Here is a 14,355-nt window from a genome sequence, read left to right as displayed (position 1 = left end):
CCCCTCCCGCTCGCGGGAGGGGTCGGGGGAGGGAAGTGCCGCAAACGAGACGGTCGGGTTGGGCCAGCCCCTCCCCTAACCCCTCCCGCAGGCGGGAGGGGAATTACGCTGCGGCGACCTTGTCGACCGGCTTCGCGCGCACGCCGAGCATGTGGCAGATCGCATAGGCCAGCTCCGCGCGGTTGAGCGTGTAGAAGTGGAAATCCTTCACGCCGCCCGCATAAAGCCGCCGGCACATCTCGGCCGCGATCGTCGCCGCGACGAGTTGCCGAGCGGACGGATGATCGTCGAGCCCCTCGAACAGCCGGTCCATCCACGCCGGGATCTCCGCCCCACACAGCCCCGCGAATTTCCGCGTCTGCGCGACGTTCGACACCGGCAAGATCCCCGGCAGGATCTGCGCGGTGATCCCGGCTGCTGCGACCCGGTCGCGAAACCGGAAATACGCTTCGGGCGAGAAGAAGAACTGCGTGATCGCACGGGTCGCACCGGCATCGATCTTGCGCTTCAGATTGTCGATGTCGGCGTCGTGACCGCCCGATTCCGGATGACATTCGGGATACGCCGCGACCGAGATCTCGAACGGATGCAGCTTCCGCAGACCCGCGACCAGAGCCGCCGCATTCTCATACCCGCCCGGATGCGCTTGATAGGGCTGACCCAAGGTTGGCATATCGCCACGCAACGCGACGATGTGGCGAACGCCCGCCGCCCAATATTCCTCGGCCACCTGGTCGATCTCGGCCTTGGTCGCCTCGACGCAGGTCAGATGCGCGGCAGCGTTCATCGACGTCTCGCGCTGAATTCGCGCCACCGTCGCATGCGTCCGCTCGCGCGTGGAGCCGCCAGCGCCATAGGTGACAGACACGAAATCGGGCTGGAGCGGCTCCAGCGTGCGGATCGCATCCCAGAGCTGCGCGTCCATCTTCTCGCTCTTCGGCGGGAAGAACTCGAAGCTGATGCCGACATCGCCCGCGAGATCCGCGAACAGCGGTTCTTCAAGCGCGCGGCGCGCTTCGGCCAGTTGGGGGATCGATATGTTCGTCATGCCGCCTTCACCTCACGCAATCTCGTGCCGATCTTCCGACCGAGCCATAATTTCACCGTCAACTCACCGCCCTCGAGCGTTTCGACGCGCGCCGTCTGCAGGCCAGCCGCCTCGAACCACGCCGCCATCTGCTCGTCCGCGAACCCGAGACGCGTATGCGCATCGCGCAACCGCAGCTCCTCGCGGTCGTGGCTGGCGAAGTCGGCGATCAGCAACCGTCCGCCGGGCGCCAGCACCCGCGCCGCCTCACTTACTGCTGCACCGGGCTGCTGCGCGAAATGGAGCACGTGGTGCAGGATCGCGACGTCCGCTGCGGCATCCGCCATCGGCAGCGCGTACAGGTCCGCCTGTCGCAGTTCGGCGTGCGTCATGTCATGCAATTTGGCGCGCGCGAGCCGCAGCATCTCCGAACTGCGATCGATCCCGAGCGCGATCGTCGCGCGTCCGCCGAACAGTTCGAGCATCCGCCCGGTGCCCGTACCGATATCGATCAGCGTGCCGACCGGCGCATCGCCGAGCACGGCGGCCATCGCCGCCTCGACTTCGCTGTCCGCGACATGCAACGACCGGATCGCGTCCCATTCGTCGGCATGCCCCTCGAACCACGCCGCAGCACTCGCCGCCCGGTCCGCACGCACGGCCGCAAGCCGTGCTGCATCCGCGACCGCCCAATGGTCCGGCTCGGTCTTTGCCCATACGTCGAGCGAACGCGCGACCGGCTCGACTACGTCCGCAGACCCGAGCGCGACGAACACCCAACTGCCTTCCTTGCGACGCTCGGCAAGCCCGGCATCGCAAAGGATCTTCACATGGCGCGAGACGCGCGGCTGGCTCTGCCCGAGCACTTGCGCGAGCTCGCCGACCGACAGCTCCATCCGCCGCAGCAGCGCAAGGATCCGCAACCGGGTCGCGTCCGCCAAAGCACGGAAGATTTCGAGCGCCATCGTCATGCCACGACATATAAAGAATTCTTTATATGAGGTCAACGCGGGCGTGTGCGTCTCGAACATTACCGATCGGCACCCGCGACTTATCGCATCACGGCCGATCGTGACGGATCGGAAACGCTTCGTCCGCGTTCGATTGCGCTATGGGCTGGGCATTCCCCGGTCCACAAGACGACATCCACGGGAGTAGATACCTATGAAGAAGTTCCTGATCCCCGCCCTGGCGCTTACCGCCGGTCTCGCCGCCTGCAGCAACAATGCGCAGGACCAGACCGCACAGGCGGCCAACGCGATCGCCGCCGACGCGAGCGCGACGACCGCCAATGCCGTCGACGACGTCAGCGCCGCCAGCGATCGCGCGCTGGGCTCGGCCGAGCGTTCGCTCGACAACGCCGGTGCGCGCATCGACAACTCGACCGATCACCTCGACGCCAAGACCGACCGCGCCGGCGACCGGATCGAAGCCGGCGCAGATCGTGCAGGCGCGTCGATCAGCAACGGTGCGGACCGTGCGGCCGACGCGACCGGTAACGCGCTGACCCGCGCCGGCAATGCGATCAAGGACTAACATCTGAATGGACCGCCGCCCGCCTCCCCTCGTCATCCTGGTGAAAGCTGGGATCTCCCGGTTCGTGTCCCAGTGACCCGAGCGGAAAGATGCCAGCGTTCGCTGGCATGACGGGCTGGGTTTGGCGGCGGTCTTGTTCCCTGCTTTGCTCGCGGCGTGTTCGCCCGCGAGCGAACCCGGCGCAGTCACCGCCGACGAAGCGCACCAGTTGAACGAAGCCGCCGCGATGCTCGATGCCAACAGCGTCGACCTGAACGCGGTCGCCGCCGCTCATGACGATACTGACCAATCCTCGAATCAAAGCGACCAGACCCGATGACCCTCCGCCGCCTCGGCTCGACCGATCTGAAGATCGCCCCGCTCGTCCTCGGCGGCAACGTGTTCGGCTGGACTGCCGACCGCGCCGCCAGCTTCGCCGTGCTCGATGCGTTCGTCGCAGGCGGCGGCACGATGATCGACACCGCCGACGTCTATTCGGCCTGGGTCGACGGCCATCAGGGCGGCGAGTCCGAGAGCATGATCGGCGAATGGCTGAAGGCCAGCGGAAAGCGCGACGACGTCCTGATCGCGACCAAGGTCGGCATGCTCCCCGGCGAAGGCGGCGAGAAGCTCGCCCCCGCGCGCATCGCCGCCGCTGCCGAAGCCTCGCTCAAGCGCCTCGGCACCGATCGCATCGATCTGTATTACGCGCATCAGGACGACGATTCGCAGACGCAGGAGGCTGTCCTCGAAGCGTTCGGCAAACTGGTCGACGCGGGGAAAGTTCGCGTGATCGGTGCGTCCAACTTCCACGCCGCCCGCCTGAAGTCCGCGGTCGAGGCTGCCAAGACGTCGGACCTGCCGCGCTATCATGTGCTCCAGCCCGAATATAACCTCGTCAGCCGCACCAAGTTCGAGGGCGAATTGCAGGATTACTGCGTCACCGAGAACATCGCTGTACTGCCCTATTACGGGCTCGCCTCGGGTTTCCTTACCGGCAAGTACCGGACGCAGGACGATCTGAGCCAGAGCGTTCGCGGCGGTCGGATGGGCGAATTGCTCGAAGGTACCGGCAAGGCTGTCCTCGATGCGATGGACTCGGTCGTCGAAGCCACCGGCGCCACCCACGCGCAGGTTGCGCTGGCGTGGCTGATCGCGCAGCCCGGCGTCACCGCGCCGATCGCGAGCGCCACGAGCGTGAAGCAGGTCGAGGATTTGCTGCCTGCGATGACGCTGGAGTTGTCGAAGGACCAGTTGGACGCACTGATGGTCGCTGGCGCCTGACCCTTAATCCTCCCCCGCCAGGGGGAGGTGGCTGGCACTTGCCAGACGGAGGGGGGCGGCATGCGCAAACCTCTGTGCCGTGCCTTCCCCCTCCGTAACCTTCGGCGACACCTCCCCCTGGCGGGGGAGGATCGAGAGGGCGCCCCCCCTCAGTCCCCCGCAAACGTTAGCGCGGACGTCTTTCGCTCCCGCTCGTTGATCAGCAGCGCCCGGCCGGCCGGCGCGACCGACCGTTGCGGGCAATCGTTGCGGAAGCAGGCGCGGCAGCCGAGCCCGATCGGCATCGCCCTCCCCGCCAGATCGAAGCCACTCGCCGCCGCCAGCACACCCGCCTGCGCCGCCGCAACACCCAACCCGATCGCGAACTCAGCATGCACTGCGCCAAAGCGGCTGCCTTGCGGCGTCACGGTGCGCGCCATCGTCAGCCAACGCGCGCCGTCCTCCAGTTCGACCAGCTGCACCATCAGGCTGCCCGGCCGGTCGAACGCATGATGCAGCCGCCACAGCGGACAGCGCCCGTCCGCCTCGACCAGCGCCGCACCGCTTGCGCCGGGATAGCGCTTCGACGCCTGCCCCGCGCGGTCGATCCGGATCATGAAGAACGGCAGCCCGCGCGCGCCGACGCGCTGCAACGTCGTCAGCCGGTGCGCGACCTGTTCGAAGCCCGCGCCGAACCGGCGTTGCAACAGCTCGATGTCGTACCCGGTCGTCTCGCATCCACGGAGGAACCGCGCGTAGGGCATCATCAGCGCGGCGGCGAAATAGCCGAGGAGGTGGCGGCGATAGAGCCGTTCCGCCGCGCGATCGGTGAACCCGGCGCCTTTCGCCAGCGCATCGATCTCCGCCTTCGCCTCGATCTGGCCGAGCTGGAACGCGACTGCGAACGTGCGCGAGGCCGGATCGAGCATCTCGCTCAACTGCAACTGGCGCGCGTGCAGGTCAAGGCGGCGCAACGTGTCGGGCAGCACGTCGGCGGGCAGCACCCGGATCGTCAGGCCGTGCTTGGCGCGTAACCGCTCGGCGATCGCGCCGTAGAGATCGCCTGCGCCGAGCCGCAATTCGTCCGCCAGCGCCTCGGCCGCGGCATCGAGATCGGCGAAATGATTGCGCCAACGCTCGATCTCGCGACGGACGAGCGTGACCGGATCGTCGCCCGCCTGGACCACCGCGCCGCCCCCGATCCGGTCGAACACGCGGGCGAACGCCGCTGCACCGCCGGGGGCGCTGGCAAGCCATTCCTCGACTTCGTTGCGGTCGATCTCCAGGTCGGCGAACATCGGGTCGGCTAGCCGTCGTCGGATCGCATCCGCGCCGCCACCCGGTTCGCCCGCCGCGAGCGAGCGCGGATCGAAGTCGAAGCTCTCGGCGAGCTTGATCAGCAGCGTCGCGGAGATCGGCCGCTGGTTGCGCTCAACTAGGTTGAGATAGCTCGGGCTGATCGCGAGCATGTCGGCCATCGCCGCCTGCGTCAGCCCCGCCCCGCGCCGCAAGCGACGGATCGCATGCCCCGCCAACAATTTCCGTTCCGCCACCAGCAAACCCTCCTGTCACGATGTTTACAGAACGACACTGGTTGCACAAGCTCGACGGACAGCACGACGCTGTTGTGGCTCGGGACGGACTTCCAACGTACCGACCTCGAACGCTATTGCCTGTGCATCGCCTCTCTCGACACACGCTCGGTGTAAAGAGAGAGACAAGACGATCATCGAAGGAGGCAAGCCATGCAGACGACCACCGAACAACCCCGCGCCCGCGCCGTCTTCTCGACCAACGATTTCGCGCTGATGAAGGAAGTGCTCGGCGAGATGATCAGCAAGACCTCGATCGACGACGAACGGCTGACGCGGATGAGTGCGCTGTACCACCGCCTCGGCCGGCTCGGCTAAACCGCTTCACACAGTTTCCTGGGGAGGAAAGGATCCCGCCGGTGGCTCGTCCATCGGCGGGTATTCCCTTGTCTGCTGATCCTCCCCCGCCACGGGAAGGATCGAGAGGCCAACCCCAACCCGTTGCGAAGCCCGCCCTTTCCAACTCCGCCCCCTCGTGTAGGACGGAGGGATGGCCAAGACACTGACCGCTCGCATCAAGGACGACATCGTTCTCTACGGCGCCCTTGCCGCCAATCTCGGGATCGGCGTGGCGAAATTCGTCGCCGCCGGGATGACTGGATCGTCGTCGATGCTGACCGAGGGCTTCCACTCGGTGGTCGACAGCGGCAACCAGGTGTTGCTGCTCTACGGTCAGAAAAAGGCCAAGCGCCCCGCCGACGAAGCGCACCCGTTCGGCTATGGTCGCGAACTGTATTTCTGGGCGTTCGTCGTCGCGATCCTGATCTTCGCGATCGGCGCCGGCGTGTCGATCTTCGAGGGCTGGCGACATATCCAGGAGCCCGAGCCGCTCACCAGCCCGACCATCAACTACGTCGTCCTCGCAATCTCGTTCGCGCTCGAGGGCAGCAGCTGGACGATTGCGGTGCGTGAATTCTCGAAGTCGAAGGGCGACATGGGCTGGTGGCAGGCGATCCACCGGTCGAAGGACCCCGCCGGCTTCATCGTGCTGTTCGAGGATTCGGCGGCACTCGCCGGTCTCGTCATCGCCGGGATCGGCATTTGGGTGAGCCATGCGTTCAACGATGCGCGCATCGACGGCGCCGCCTCGATCGCGATCGGCCTGATCCTCGCGCTGGTCGCGGTACTGCTCGCGCGCGAATCGAAGGGCCTGCTGATCGGCGAGCGTGCCGATCCGGCGGTGATCGCGACGATCCGCAAGATCGTCGCCGCCCATCCCGCGATCGTCTCGGTCAACCACGTCCGCACGATCCACACCGCACCCGAAAGCATCTTCGCCGCGATCAGCGCCGACTTCGACGATTCGGTGACGATGGGCGACGGCGAGACCCTGATCGAGGCGATCGAGACCGAGTTGCGTGCCGCCATCCCGATGCTCTCCTCGATCTATATCCGACCAGAGAAGCGCGAGAACGCGACGCTTGCCGCATCCGCTTCGCCTGTGCCGGAGACCACAGAAAATACCACGAAAATCTGATCTAAATCAGACTCATCACACTGGTAAGGCTCGACATTCCAAAATAATATTGGGGGATGAGACCGCTACTTCGGCTGATCGCCCTGCTCTGCCTGTGCCTGGGATACGCGCTCCCCGCACAGGCGGCCGTTACCATCACCTTCTGGAGCCACGAACTCGGCAACAGCTTCCCGCACGCGTTCTTCACGTTGCGGGGCGTGCCCGACGCCGGCGGCGCGCCGGTCGACGCAAATTACGGCTTCACCGCGAAATCGGTATCGCCAGCGCTGTTGATGGGCCCAGTGTCGGGCATGCTCGATATCGCTAAGCCGACCTATATCAACGGCAGCGACGCGCAGTTCTCGGTGGTGATGACCGACGCGCAATATACGCAGGTGTTGAAGCTGGTCGACGCGTGGAGCGAGGGCAAGCCGGACAGCGTGTACCGTCTGGGCGATCACAATTGCGCGCATTTCGTGAAGGAAGCAGCGCGGATCGTCGGGCTGTCGGGGCTCGACCAGCCCAAGCTGATGAAGAAGCCACGTTCGTACCTGAAGGCCGTCGGCGCGGCGAATGTCGGTCGCGTCATCCCGGTCGGGCTGCACGGCAAGGAGTATCTCGCAGGACTTTCGCCGATCGTGCCCTCGGCCACGACCGGTGCCGTGATCGCCACCTCGTCTTCGCCGATACCGAGCTACCCGCGTTCGACCGTGCCGCCTGCCCAATCGGCGGCCTTGCCACGCTAGTCGGCCGGTACCAGTTCGACGACGTCGAGTACCGACTCGAACTTGGGATATGGCAGCACCACGCGCCAGCGCTTGGTGCCGATCCGCTCGATCAGTCCGGCCATGTCACGGGTCGCATCGCGACCATAGCGCATCGGTCGCTTTTCATCACCGAGTTCCATCGTGCCGAGGAAGATCGCGCGCGCGTTGGTGTCGGCGAAGATGGTCCCGACGGGACGCTGCGATCCATCCAGCTTGGTGAGGCTGACCACCGAATTTCCACCCCCCATCGACGTCGCCGCCATCGCCGCCGCCTATCCTGCATGCGAACCATCCGGACGCCATGAAGGTTGGGCCGATCCCCGCGCGCGAACCGAGCTTGAACGTGCGACACCGATAGCTGCCGGTCGGGGGCAGCGGGTCGACGAGCGAGCGATCGGGATCGAACAGGACCGGCTCCTGCCTGATCTCGCGCGGATCGACTTGCGCCAGCGCGTCAACCCAGGCGCCCCGCCAGCCTCTCCAGCCGACCGCGATCCGCGACGGTCGCGACCCGCCGCCAGTCCGTATCGCGGTCCTGTCGATCCAGCACCGGGGCGGCGCTCGCTGGCACGATCCCGGCGATCGCCGATACGCACGTCGCCAGCGTCATGCATGCGGCCGTCTTATGCCAAGTCCGCATCATCTTGAATCCCTCACACTTTTCGCATGCTAAGCCTGCCGGGCCAGCGACGGCAATGGCTATTGCCCAACGCGAACGCAGCGATCGATCACGCTGCCGTCCAGCCGCCGTCCATCGACAAATTGGCGCCGGTGATCGCCTTGGCCTCGTCGCGACACAGGAACAGCGCGAACGCCGCGACCTGCTCGGGGGTGACAAATTCCTTGGTCGGTTGCGCCGCCAACAGCACGTCGTTCATCACCTGGTCGCGCGTCAGCCCCCCGCGCCGCCATCGTGTCCGGGATCTGTTTCTCGACCAGCGGCGTCCAGACATAGCCGGGTGAGATGCAGTTGACGGTTATGCCGTCGGTCGCGGTCTCCAGCGCGATCGTCTTGGTGAGGCCGGCGATCGCGTGCTTGGCCATGACATAGGCGGACTTGTTCGGGCTCGCGACCAGCGAGTGCGCCGACGCGGTCGAGATGATCCGGCCCCAGCCCTTGGCGCGCATGTGCGGCACGGAGGCACGCATCATGTGCCAGGCCGAGGACAGGTTTATCGCGATGATCGCGTCGAACTTGTCGATCGGGAAGTCGGCGATGCCCGCGACGTGCTGGATGCCGGCGTTGTTGACGACGATGTCGACGCTGCCGGTCTCGGCTGCGGCACGCTCGACCATTGCGGCGATCTGGTCGGGCCTGGTCATGTCGGCGGGATCGTAGATTGCGATCGCGCCGCTGGCCTGCGCCAACGCCGCCCGCTCACGTTCGATCACATCGGCATCGCCGAACCCATTGAGCACCACTGCTGCGCCTTCGGCTGCAAACGCCTTGGCGTAGGCGAGCCCGATTCCCGACGTGGATCCGGTAATGACCGCGGTCTTGCCCTTCAGGAACATGCATACTCCCCCATCTTGGCGCAGCGTATTCTGCCGCCGTGCAACCCTAGCGCCACCTTGCGCATTTCGTTCCCGAGAAGAAACGAAAAGGGGCATATCCATGCGGCTCGACGATTACGATCCGAACATCAACGTCGAGGACCAGCGCGGGTCGGGCGGCGGAGGCGGCGGTTTTAGCGGCGGCGGTGGCGGCCTGCTGATGGGGTTGTTGCCGATGATCGGCAGCCGCTTCGGGTGCGGCGGGATCGTCGTTGTGCTGATCCTGATGGCAGTGTTCGGCGGCATGGGTGGCCTCGGCGGGCTGCTCGGTGGCGGACAGACGTCGGCGCCGACGACGCAAAGCGGACCGCGCTCGGGCTCCGATACCAAGTCGAGCTGTTCGCTGAACGCCGAAAGCAAGGCGGCCTGCAACGCGTTCAGCTCGGCCGACAATACCTGGGAGGCCATCTTCCAGAAGAACGGCCAGCGGTTTGAAGCGCCCAAGCTGGTGTTCTTCGACGGCAATGGCCGCTCGGGTTGCGGCGCGGCGCAGTCGGCGATGGGGCCGTTCTATTGCCCGACCGACCAGGGCATCTATCTCGACACGAGTTTCTTCAACGAGCTATCGACTCGCTTCAAGGCGAACGGCGACTTCGCGCAGGATTACGTGATCGCGCACGAGTTCGGCCATCACATCCAGAAGCTGCTCGGTACCAATGCACAGGTCCAGCAGGCGCAGCGCCAGGCGAGCGAGACCGAGGGCAATGCTCTGTCGGTGCGGCTCGAATTGCAGGCGGATTGCTACGCCGGCGTGTGGGCGGCGGCGAATAAGTCGCGGCTCGAGGCCGGGGATATCCAGGAGGGCATGACCGCGGCACAGGCGATCGGCGACGACACGCTGCAGAAGCAGTCGCAGGGTCGCGTGGTACCGGACAGCTTTACGCACGGCACCTCGGCACAGCGCCAGTCGTGGCTGAAGCGCGGGCTGGAGAGCGGCGATCCGCAGCAGTGCGACACGTTCTCGGGCGCGATCTGAGCTGAGCCACCCGATCCTTCCCCGCCAGGGGGGAGGTGTCCGGCGCTTGCCAGACGGCGGGGGAGGTAAGCGAAACGCCTGTTCCGTATTCTCCCCCCCGTCACCTTCGGCGACACCTCCCCCTGACGGGGAGGATTCAAAAAACGCGCGTCCTTACGCGACGACGACGCCCTTCCAGAACGCATAGCGATCCTTAATCTCGGCAGCTGCCGACTTCGGCTCCGGATAATACCAGACCGCATCGACATTGCGCTTCCCGTCGACGACCAACGTCTTGTAACTCGCCACACCCTTCCACGGGCAGTTCGAGTGCGTCGCGCTATCCTCCAGCAAGGCAGCATCGATGCTGCTAGCGGGGAAGTAATGATTGCCCTCGACAACGACTGTGTCGTCCGATCGCGCGATCTCATGGCCATTCCAACTTGCAACCGGCATACTGATCTCCTTCAGGCGTGCCCCAGCCCCGCCGCCTCATACGCCTCGGGCTTGAACCCGACCAGCAGCGTCTTGCCGGTATCGAGCACCGGTCGCTTGATCATCGACGGTTGCGCCAGCATCAGCGCGGTGGCCTTCCCGGCATCGAGATCCGCGCGATCCGCTTCGGGCAGCTTCCGAAACGTCGTGCCCGCACGGTTGAGCAACACGTCCCACCCGACCCGACCGATCCAGTCGTCGAGGTGCGCAGCGTCGATACCCGCGGCCTTGTAGTCGTGGAACGCGTACGCGACGTCGTGCGCATCGAGCCAATTCTGCGCCTTCTTGATCGTGTCGCAATTCTTGATGCCGAACATCGTGATGGTCACTGCTACCTCCTCCTGAGTCTCACTGACTTGCAGATTACCGGCTTCGATGAGAAGATCGAATTTCCTGCGGAGGCTCGTCATGGCACCAACCCAACGCTTAATCCCGTACGGCTTCAGCCACTGGCGGCTGTTCTTCTTGTCGGCGAGCCTGGCACTGCTCGTGTCGCCGCTGATCGCAATGCAGTTCACGCACCAGGTCGACTGGGACCGCGCCGATTTTCTCAGCGCCGCGCTGCTGCTGGCTGCCATCGGTGTAGCGATCGAACTTGCCGTTCGTGTGACCCGCAGACCTGCGTTGCGAGGGGATAGCGATCATAGCGGTGATCGCTTGCGCGGCCCTGGTCTGGGCCGATGCTGCAGTCGGCGTCTTTTAGCGCGCCCCCTGCAAACGTCCGGAAGCCGGTGGCGTGACCGGCTCGGGGCGTTTATCGGTGTGACATGACGCATCCATTCTACGCGATCCATAGTCACGGGCTGATCCGGGTCGCCGCCGCTACGCCGCGCGCCTCGGTGGGGGATACCGGCGCCAATTCCGAGGCTACGATCGCCTTGGCGCGCGACGCGGATGCGAAGGGCGTCGACCTCGTCGTCTTCCCGGAGCTGAACCTCACCTCTTACGCGATCGACGATCTGCATCTCCAGACTGCGCAGCAGCGCGCGACGCTCGCGGCGATCGCGATCGTGGTGGAGGCGAGCGCGACCATGCGACCGGTGTTGCTGGTCGGCGCGGCGCTGGTGCGGAACGGGCGGCTGTATAACTGCGCGCTGGCGATCGCGCGCGGGCGCGTGCTCGGCGTGGTCCCGAAGACGTTCCTACCGAACTACCGCGAGTTCTACGAGAAGCGCTGGTTCGCGAGTGGCGTGGGAATGACCGGACTGACGATCGAACTTGACGGCGAGGACGTGCCGTTCGGGACCGACCTGATCTTCGCGGCGCGCGATCTGCCCGGCTTCGTGTTCCACACCGAGATCTGCGAGGATTACTGGGCCCCTACCCCACCCTCGACTGCGGGCGCGCTCGCGGGGGCGCTGATCTGCTGCAACCTGTCCGCCTCGAACATCGTGATCGGCAAGGCGCGCGATCGGGCAATGCTGGCGGCGGCGCAGTCGGTGCGCGCGGTCTGTGCGTATGTCTATTCCGCCGCGGGGCCGGGCGAGAGCACTACAGAGGTCGCGTGGGACGGCCAGGGACTGGTCCACGAACTCGGCGAACAGATCGCGGAGTCGGCGCGGTTCTCGACCGAGCCCGAACTGGTCGTCGCCGACGTCGACTGCGAACGGATCACGCAGGAACGCCTACGGACCGGCACGTTCAACGATGCGGCGATGTTCGCCGGCAACCCCGAAACACGATTCCGGCGGATCGCGTTCGATCACGCGCCGGTACTTGAGGACGCTGGCCTCGAACGCGCCATCCGCCGGTTCCCGTTCGTCCCGAACGATCCGGCGCGGCGCGACGACGATTGCTACGAGGCGTTCAACATCCAGGTGGAGGCGCTGTCGAAGCGCCTCGTCGCCGCGCACGCAGAGACGATCGTGATAGGCGTTTCGGGCGGGCTCGACTCGACGCACGCGCTGATCGTCGCGGCGAAGGCGATGGACCGGCTTGGACGCCCCCGCAGCGCGATCCTCGGCTTCACCATGCCCGGCTTCGCGACCGGCGACGGGACCAAGGCTAACGCTTGGGCACTCATGCGCGCGCTCGGCATCACCGCGCAAGAGATCGACATCCGCCCCGCCGCCACCCGGATGCTAGAGGACATCGGCCACCCCTTCAGCGAAGGCGAACCCGTCTACGACATCACGTTCGAGAACGTGCAGGCGGGGCTGCGCACCGACTATCTCTTCCGCCTCGCCAACCAGCGGCACGGGATCGTGCTCGGCACCGGCGATCTCAGCGAGATGGCGCTTGGCTGGTGCACCTACGGCGTCGGCGACCAGATGAGCCATTACGCGGTGAACAGCGGCGTGCCCAAGACGCTGATCCAGTTCCTGATCCGCTGGTGTATTCGCACCGACCAGTATGACGCAGCGACTGACGCGATCCTGTCGACGATCCTCGCGCAGGAAATTTCGCCGGAGCTCGTGCCCGCCGGTGCGGATGGCGCATTGCAGAGCACCGAATCGATGATCGGGCCCTATGCACTGAACGATTTCTTCGCGCATTACGTGATCCGCTACGGACTCGCGCCGTCAAAGATTGCGTTTCTCGCCTGGCACGCGTGGCGCGATGCGAGCGTCGGCGCCTGGCCGGAGGACCTGCCCGCGGATGCACGCGTCGCCTACGACCTGCCGATGATCCTGCACTGGCTGGAGAAATTCCTGTTCCGGTTCTTCACGACCAGCCAGTTCAAGCGGTCGGCGATGCCCAATGGACCGAAGGTCTCGGCAGGCGGTGCGCTGTCGCCGCGTGGCGACTGGCGCGCGCCGTCGGATGGAATGGCCAAGATTTGGCTCGAGGAATTGCGGTCAAGCGTTCCGTAAGGTCAGCCGCGCCACCTTGCATAAATCGCCCATCCGGCGCATTATGAAAATCCTATGACAGTGGCTCCACCGGATGGATCGCGCGATCGCCGGATCGAGATCCCATCTAATCTTTGGCTGATTCACCCGGCAGGCCGTGCGCTTTTGCCGCTCGCGTTGTCGCGTGGAATCTCGGCCAATTCGGTGTCGGTGGCGGGGCTGTGCCTCGGTGGAGCGGCGGCGCTCGCGTACACGCAGTGGGGAAACTGGGCGCTCGCGCTGGTCGGCCTGGTGCTGTCGATGGGATGGCTGATCGCCGACGGACTCGACGGCATGGTTGCCCGCGCGACCAAGACCGCGAGCCCGCTCGGCAGGATGCTCGACGGATTGTGCGATCACGGCGTCTTCGCGCTGATCTACATCTCGCTCGCGCTGACGATCGACACGCCCGAGGCCTGGGTCCTCGCCGTCGCGGCTGGTGGCGCGCATGCCGTTCAGTCGAACATGTACGAAGGCGAGCGTTCGCGCTTCCATCGTCGCATCAAGGGCGTGGCGCTCGAAGCGCTTCCCGTTCCGACCGGCAACGCGCTGGTCCGCTTCTATGATGGCGTCGCGAGCAGCATCGACCGGATCGCTATGCCGTTCGAGCGCACGCTCGGTCAGTCGGCGGATCCGGTCGCGCTCGGGGCCCTGTACGGTGCCCGCGCCGTCGCGCCGTTGCGCTTCATGGCCTTGCTTACCGCGAATGTCCGGGTATGGGCGATCTTCGTCGCCTGCTTCGCGGGCAACCCACGCATCTTCTGGTGGTTCGAGATCGTCCCTTTGACGCTCGTGGCCATCGTCGGGCTCGTCTGGCACCGTCGTGTCGAGCGGGCTTTCGTTCGTAATACTTCCGCAACGCGACCAAAGACCGCGTCGCGCATGCATCTTTCGTAAGGA

General features: G+C 65.7%; 16 protein-coding genes and 2 pseudogenes. 9 read left to right on the top strand and 9 right to left on the bottom strand.

Annotated features, from left to right (window positions below; translation table 11 throughout):
- Window positions 1-103: 103 nt before the first annotated feature.
- Window positions 104-1,048 (bottom strand): methylenetetrahydrofolate reductase, encoded by a 945-nt coding sequence (gene metF, locus NHF48_RS21465; protein ID WP_093399208.1) that lies wholly within the window; start codon window positions 1,046-1,048, stop codon window positions 104-106.
- On the bottom strand, window positions 1,045-1,998 hold the full coding sequence (locus NHF48_RS21460) for an ArsR/SmtB family transcription factor (RefSeq protein ID WP_253072253.1): 954 nt from the start codon (window positions 1,996-1,998) through the stop codon (window positions 1,045-1,047). Before NHF48_RS21460 ends, metF begins: the two co-directional genes overlap by 4 nt.
- A 193-nt stretch (window positions 1,999-2,191) precedes the next feature.
- Between NHF48_RS21460 and NHF48_RS21455 the strand changes: the two genes are divergently transcribed.
- The 3 genes from NHF48_RS21455 (at window position 2,192) to NHF48_RS21445 (ending at window position 3,826) form a co-directional block, all read left to right on the top strand.
- Entirely contained in the window at window positions 2,192-2,563 is a 372-nt protein-coding gene (locus NHF48_RS21455) for a hypothetical protein (RefSeq protein ID WP_056490632.1), read from the top strand.
- A 121-nt stretch (window positions 2,564-2,684) separates the two neighbouring features.
- Window positions 2,685-2,882 (top strand): hypothetical protein, encoded by a 198-nt coding sequence (locus tag NHF48_RS21450; RefSeq protein ID WP_253072252.1) that lies wholly within the window; start codon window positions 2,685-2,687, stop codon window positions 2,880-2,882.
- On the top strand, window positions 2,879-3,826 hold the full coding sequence (locus tag NHF48_RS21445) for an aldo/keto reductase (protein WP_253072251.1): 948 nt from the start codon (window positions 2,879-2,881) through the stop codon (window positions 3,824-3,826). Before NHF48_RS21450 ends, NHF48_RS21445 begins: the two co-directional genes overlap by 4 nt.
- A gap of 149 nt (window positions 3,827-3,975) precedes the next feature.
- Here the strand turns inward: NHF48_RS21445 and NHF48_RS21440 are convergent, their stop codons facing one another.
- Window positions 3,976-5,358: a helix-turn-helix domain-containing protein gene (locus NHF48_RS21440; RefSeq protein WP_253072250.1), complete on the bottom strand. Its 1,383-nt coding sequence runs from the start codon at window positions 5,356-5,358 to the stop codon at window positions 3,976-3,978.
- A 192-nt stretch (window positions 5,359-5,550) separates the two neighbouring features.
- On the opposite strand from NHF48_RS21440, the gene NHF48_RS21435 reads away from it, so the two are divergent.
- The 3 genes from NHF48_RS21435 (at window position 5,551) to NHF48_RS21425 (ending at window position 7,599) form a co-directional block, all read left to right on the top strand.
- The gene (locus NHF48_RS21435; RefSeq protein WP_164913371.1) at window positions 5,551-5,715 is read left to right on the top strand and encodes a hypothetical protein; all 165 of its coding nucleotides are present in this window, start codon (window positions 5,551-5,553) and stop codon (window positions 5,713-5,715) included.
- Window positions 5,716-5,887: 172 nt separating this feature from the next.
- Window positions 5,888-6,874: a cation diffusion facilitator family transporter gene (locus NHF48_RS21430; RefSeq protein ID WP_253072249.1), complete on the top strand. Its 987-nt coding sequence runs from the start codon at window positions 5,888-5,890 to the stop codon at window positions 6,872-6,874.
- 56 nt (window positions 6,875-6,930) lie between these two features.
- Window positions 6,931-7,599, top strand: a complete 669-nt coding sequence (locus tag NHF48_RS21425) for a hypothetical protein (RefSeq protein WP_253072248.1) — start codon at window positions 6,931-6,933, stop codon at window positions 7,597-7,599.
- Here NHF48_RS21425 and NHF48_RS21420 read toward each other — a convergent pair.
- The 4 genes and pseudogenes from NHF48_RS21420 to NHF48_RS21410 all read right to left on the bottom strand — a co-directional run bounded on the left by NHF48_RS21420 (window position 7,596) and on the right by NHF48_RS21410 (window position 9,135).
- On the bottom strand, window positions 7,596-7,883 hold the full coding sequence (locus NHF48_RS21420; protein ID WP_253072247.1) for a DUF4893 domain-containing protein: 288 nt from the start codon (window positions 7,881-7,883) through the stop codon (window positions 7,596-7,598). The genes NHF48_RS21425 and NHF48_RS21420 overlap by 4 nt on opposite strands.
- Window positions 7,884-7,944: 61 nt before the next feature.
- Window positions 7,945-8,046, bottom strand: a pseudogene (locus NHF48_RS26240) (DUF4893 domain-containing protein); the annotation flags it as partial.
- 28 nt (window positions 8,047-8,074) lie between these two features.
- Window positions 8,075-8,230 carry a hypothetical protein gene (locus tag NHF48_RS21415; protein ID WP_253072246.1) on the bottom strand — a complete coding sequence of 52 codons (156 nt, stop codon included), beginning with the start codon at window positions 8,228-8,230 and terminating at the stop codon, window positions 8,075-8,077.
- 118 nt (window positions 8,231-8,348) lie between these two features.
- Window positions 8,349-9,135: pseudogene (locus tag NHF48_RS21410) on the bottom strand (3-hydroxybutyrate dehydrogenase).
- 100 nt (window positions 9,136-9,235) lie between these two features.
- On the opposite strand from NHF48_RS21410, the gene ypfJ reads away from it, so the two are divergent.
- Window positions 9,236-10,150 (top strand): KPN_02809 family neutral zinc metallopeptidase, encoded by a 915-nt coding sequence (ypfJ, locus tag NHF48_RS21405; RefSeq protein ID WP_253072245.1) that lies wholly within the window; start codon window positions 9,236-9,238, stop codon window positions 10,148-10,150.
- Window positions 10,151-10,303: 153 nt separating this feature from the next.
- On the opposite strand, the gene NHF48_RS21400 is transcribed toward ypfJ, so the two are convergent.
- Window positions 10,304-10,585, bottom strand: a complete 282-nt coding sequence (locus tag NHF48_RS21400; protein WP_253072244.1) for a DUF427 domain-containing protein — start codon at window positions 10,583-10,585, stop codon at window positions 10,304-10,306.
- An 11-nt stretch (window positions 10,586-10,596) separates the two neighbouring features.
- Window positions 10,597-10,953, bottom strand: coding sequence for an ArsC family reductase (locus NHF48_RS21395; RefSeq protein ID WP_253072511.1), 357 nt, complete (start codon window positions 10,951-10,953; stop codon window positions 10,597-10,599).
- A 438-nt stretch (window positions 10,954-11,391) separates the two neighbouring features.
- Between NHF48_RS21395 and NHF48_RS21390 the strand changes: the two genes are divergently transcribed.
- Window positions 11,392-13,437: an NAD(+) synthase gene (locus NHF48_RS21390; protein WP_253072243.1), complete on the top strand. Its 2,046-nt coding sequence runs from the start codon at window positions 11,392-11,394 to the stop codon at window positions 13,435-13,437.
- Between the two features lie 54 nt (window positions 13,438-13,491).
- Complete coding sequence (locus NHF48_RS21385; RefSeq protein ID WP_253072242.1) at window positions 13,492-14,352, top strand: CDP-alcohol phosphatidyltransferase family protein; 861 nt, start codon at window positions 13,492-13,494, stop codon at window positions 14,350-14,352.
- The last annotated feature ends 3 nt before the right edge of the window (window positions 14,353-14,355 follow it).

Origin of the sequence: Sphingomonas sp. H160509, from assembly GCF_024124765.2 — a bacterium.
Classification (GTDB): Bacteria; Pseudomonadota; Alphaproteobacteria; order Sphingomonadales; family Sphingomonadaceae; genus Sphingomonas.
This window is presented reverse-complemented; position numbering and strand designations above follow the sequence as displayed.

What these genes read in the sequence shown, in the direction of transcription:
- NHF48_RS21390 (WP_253072243.1), top strand. Translation starts at nt 11,392, where the DNA reads ATGACGCATCCATTCTACGCGATCCATAGTCACGGGCTGATCCGGGTC.
- NHF48_RS21415 (WP_253072246.1), bottom strand. Translation starts at nt 8,230, where the DNA reads ATGACGCTGGCGACGTGCGTATCGGCGATCGCCGGGATCGTGCCAGCG.
- NHF48_RS21435 (WP_164913371.1), top strand. Translation starts at nt 5,551, where the DNA reads ATGCAGACGACCACCGAACAACCCCGCGCCCGCGCCGTCTTCTCGACC.
- metF (WP_093399208.1), bottom strand. Translation starts at nt 1,048, where the DNA reads ATGACGAACATATCGATCCCCCAACTGGCCGAAGCGCGCCGCGCGCTT.
- NHF48_RS21460 (WP_253072253.1), bottom strand. Translation starts at nt 1,998, where the DNA reads ATGACGATGGCGCTCGAAATCTTCCGTGCTTTGGCGGACGCGACCCGG.
- NHF48_RS21425 (WP_253072248.1), top strand. Translation starts at nt 6,931, where the DNA reads ATGAGACCGCTACTTCGGCTGATCGCCCTGCTCTGCCTGTGCCTGGGA.
- NHF48_RS21420 (WP_253072247.1), bottom strand. Translation starts at nt 7,883, where the DNA reads ATGGCGGCGACGTCGATGGGGGGTGGAAATTCGGTGGTCAGCCTCACC.
- NHF48_RS21400 (WP_253072244.1), bottom strand. Translation starts at nt 10,585, where the DNA reads ATGCCGGTTGCAAGTTGGAATGGCCATGAGATCGCGCGATCGGACGAC.
- NHF48_RS21455 (WP_056490632.1), top strand. Translation starts at nt 2,192, where the DNA reads ATGAAGAAGTTCCTGATCCCCGCCCTGGCGCTTACCGCCGGTCTCGCC.
- NHF48_RS21385 (WP_253072242.1), top strand. Translation starts at nt 13,492, where the DNA reads ATGACAGTGGCTCCACCGGATGGATCGCGCGATCGCCGGATCGAGATC.
- ypfJ (WP_253072245.1), top strand. Translation starts at nt 9,236, where the DNA reads ATGCGGCTCGACGATTACGATCCGAACATCAACGTCGAGGACCAGCGC.
- NHF48_RS21445 (WP_253072251.1), top strand. Translation starts at nt 2,879, where the DNA reads ATGACCCTCCGCCGCCTCGGCTCGACCGATCTGAAGATCGCCCCGCTC.
- NHF48_RS21430 (WP_253072249.1), top strand. Translation starts at nt 5,888, where the DNA reads ATGGCCAAGACACTGACCGCTCGCATCAAGGACGACATCGTTCTCTAC.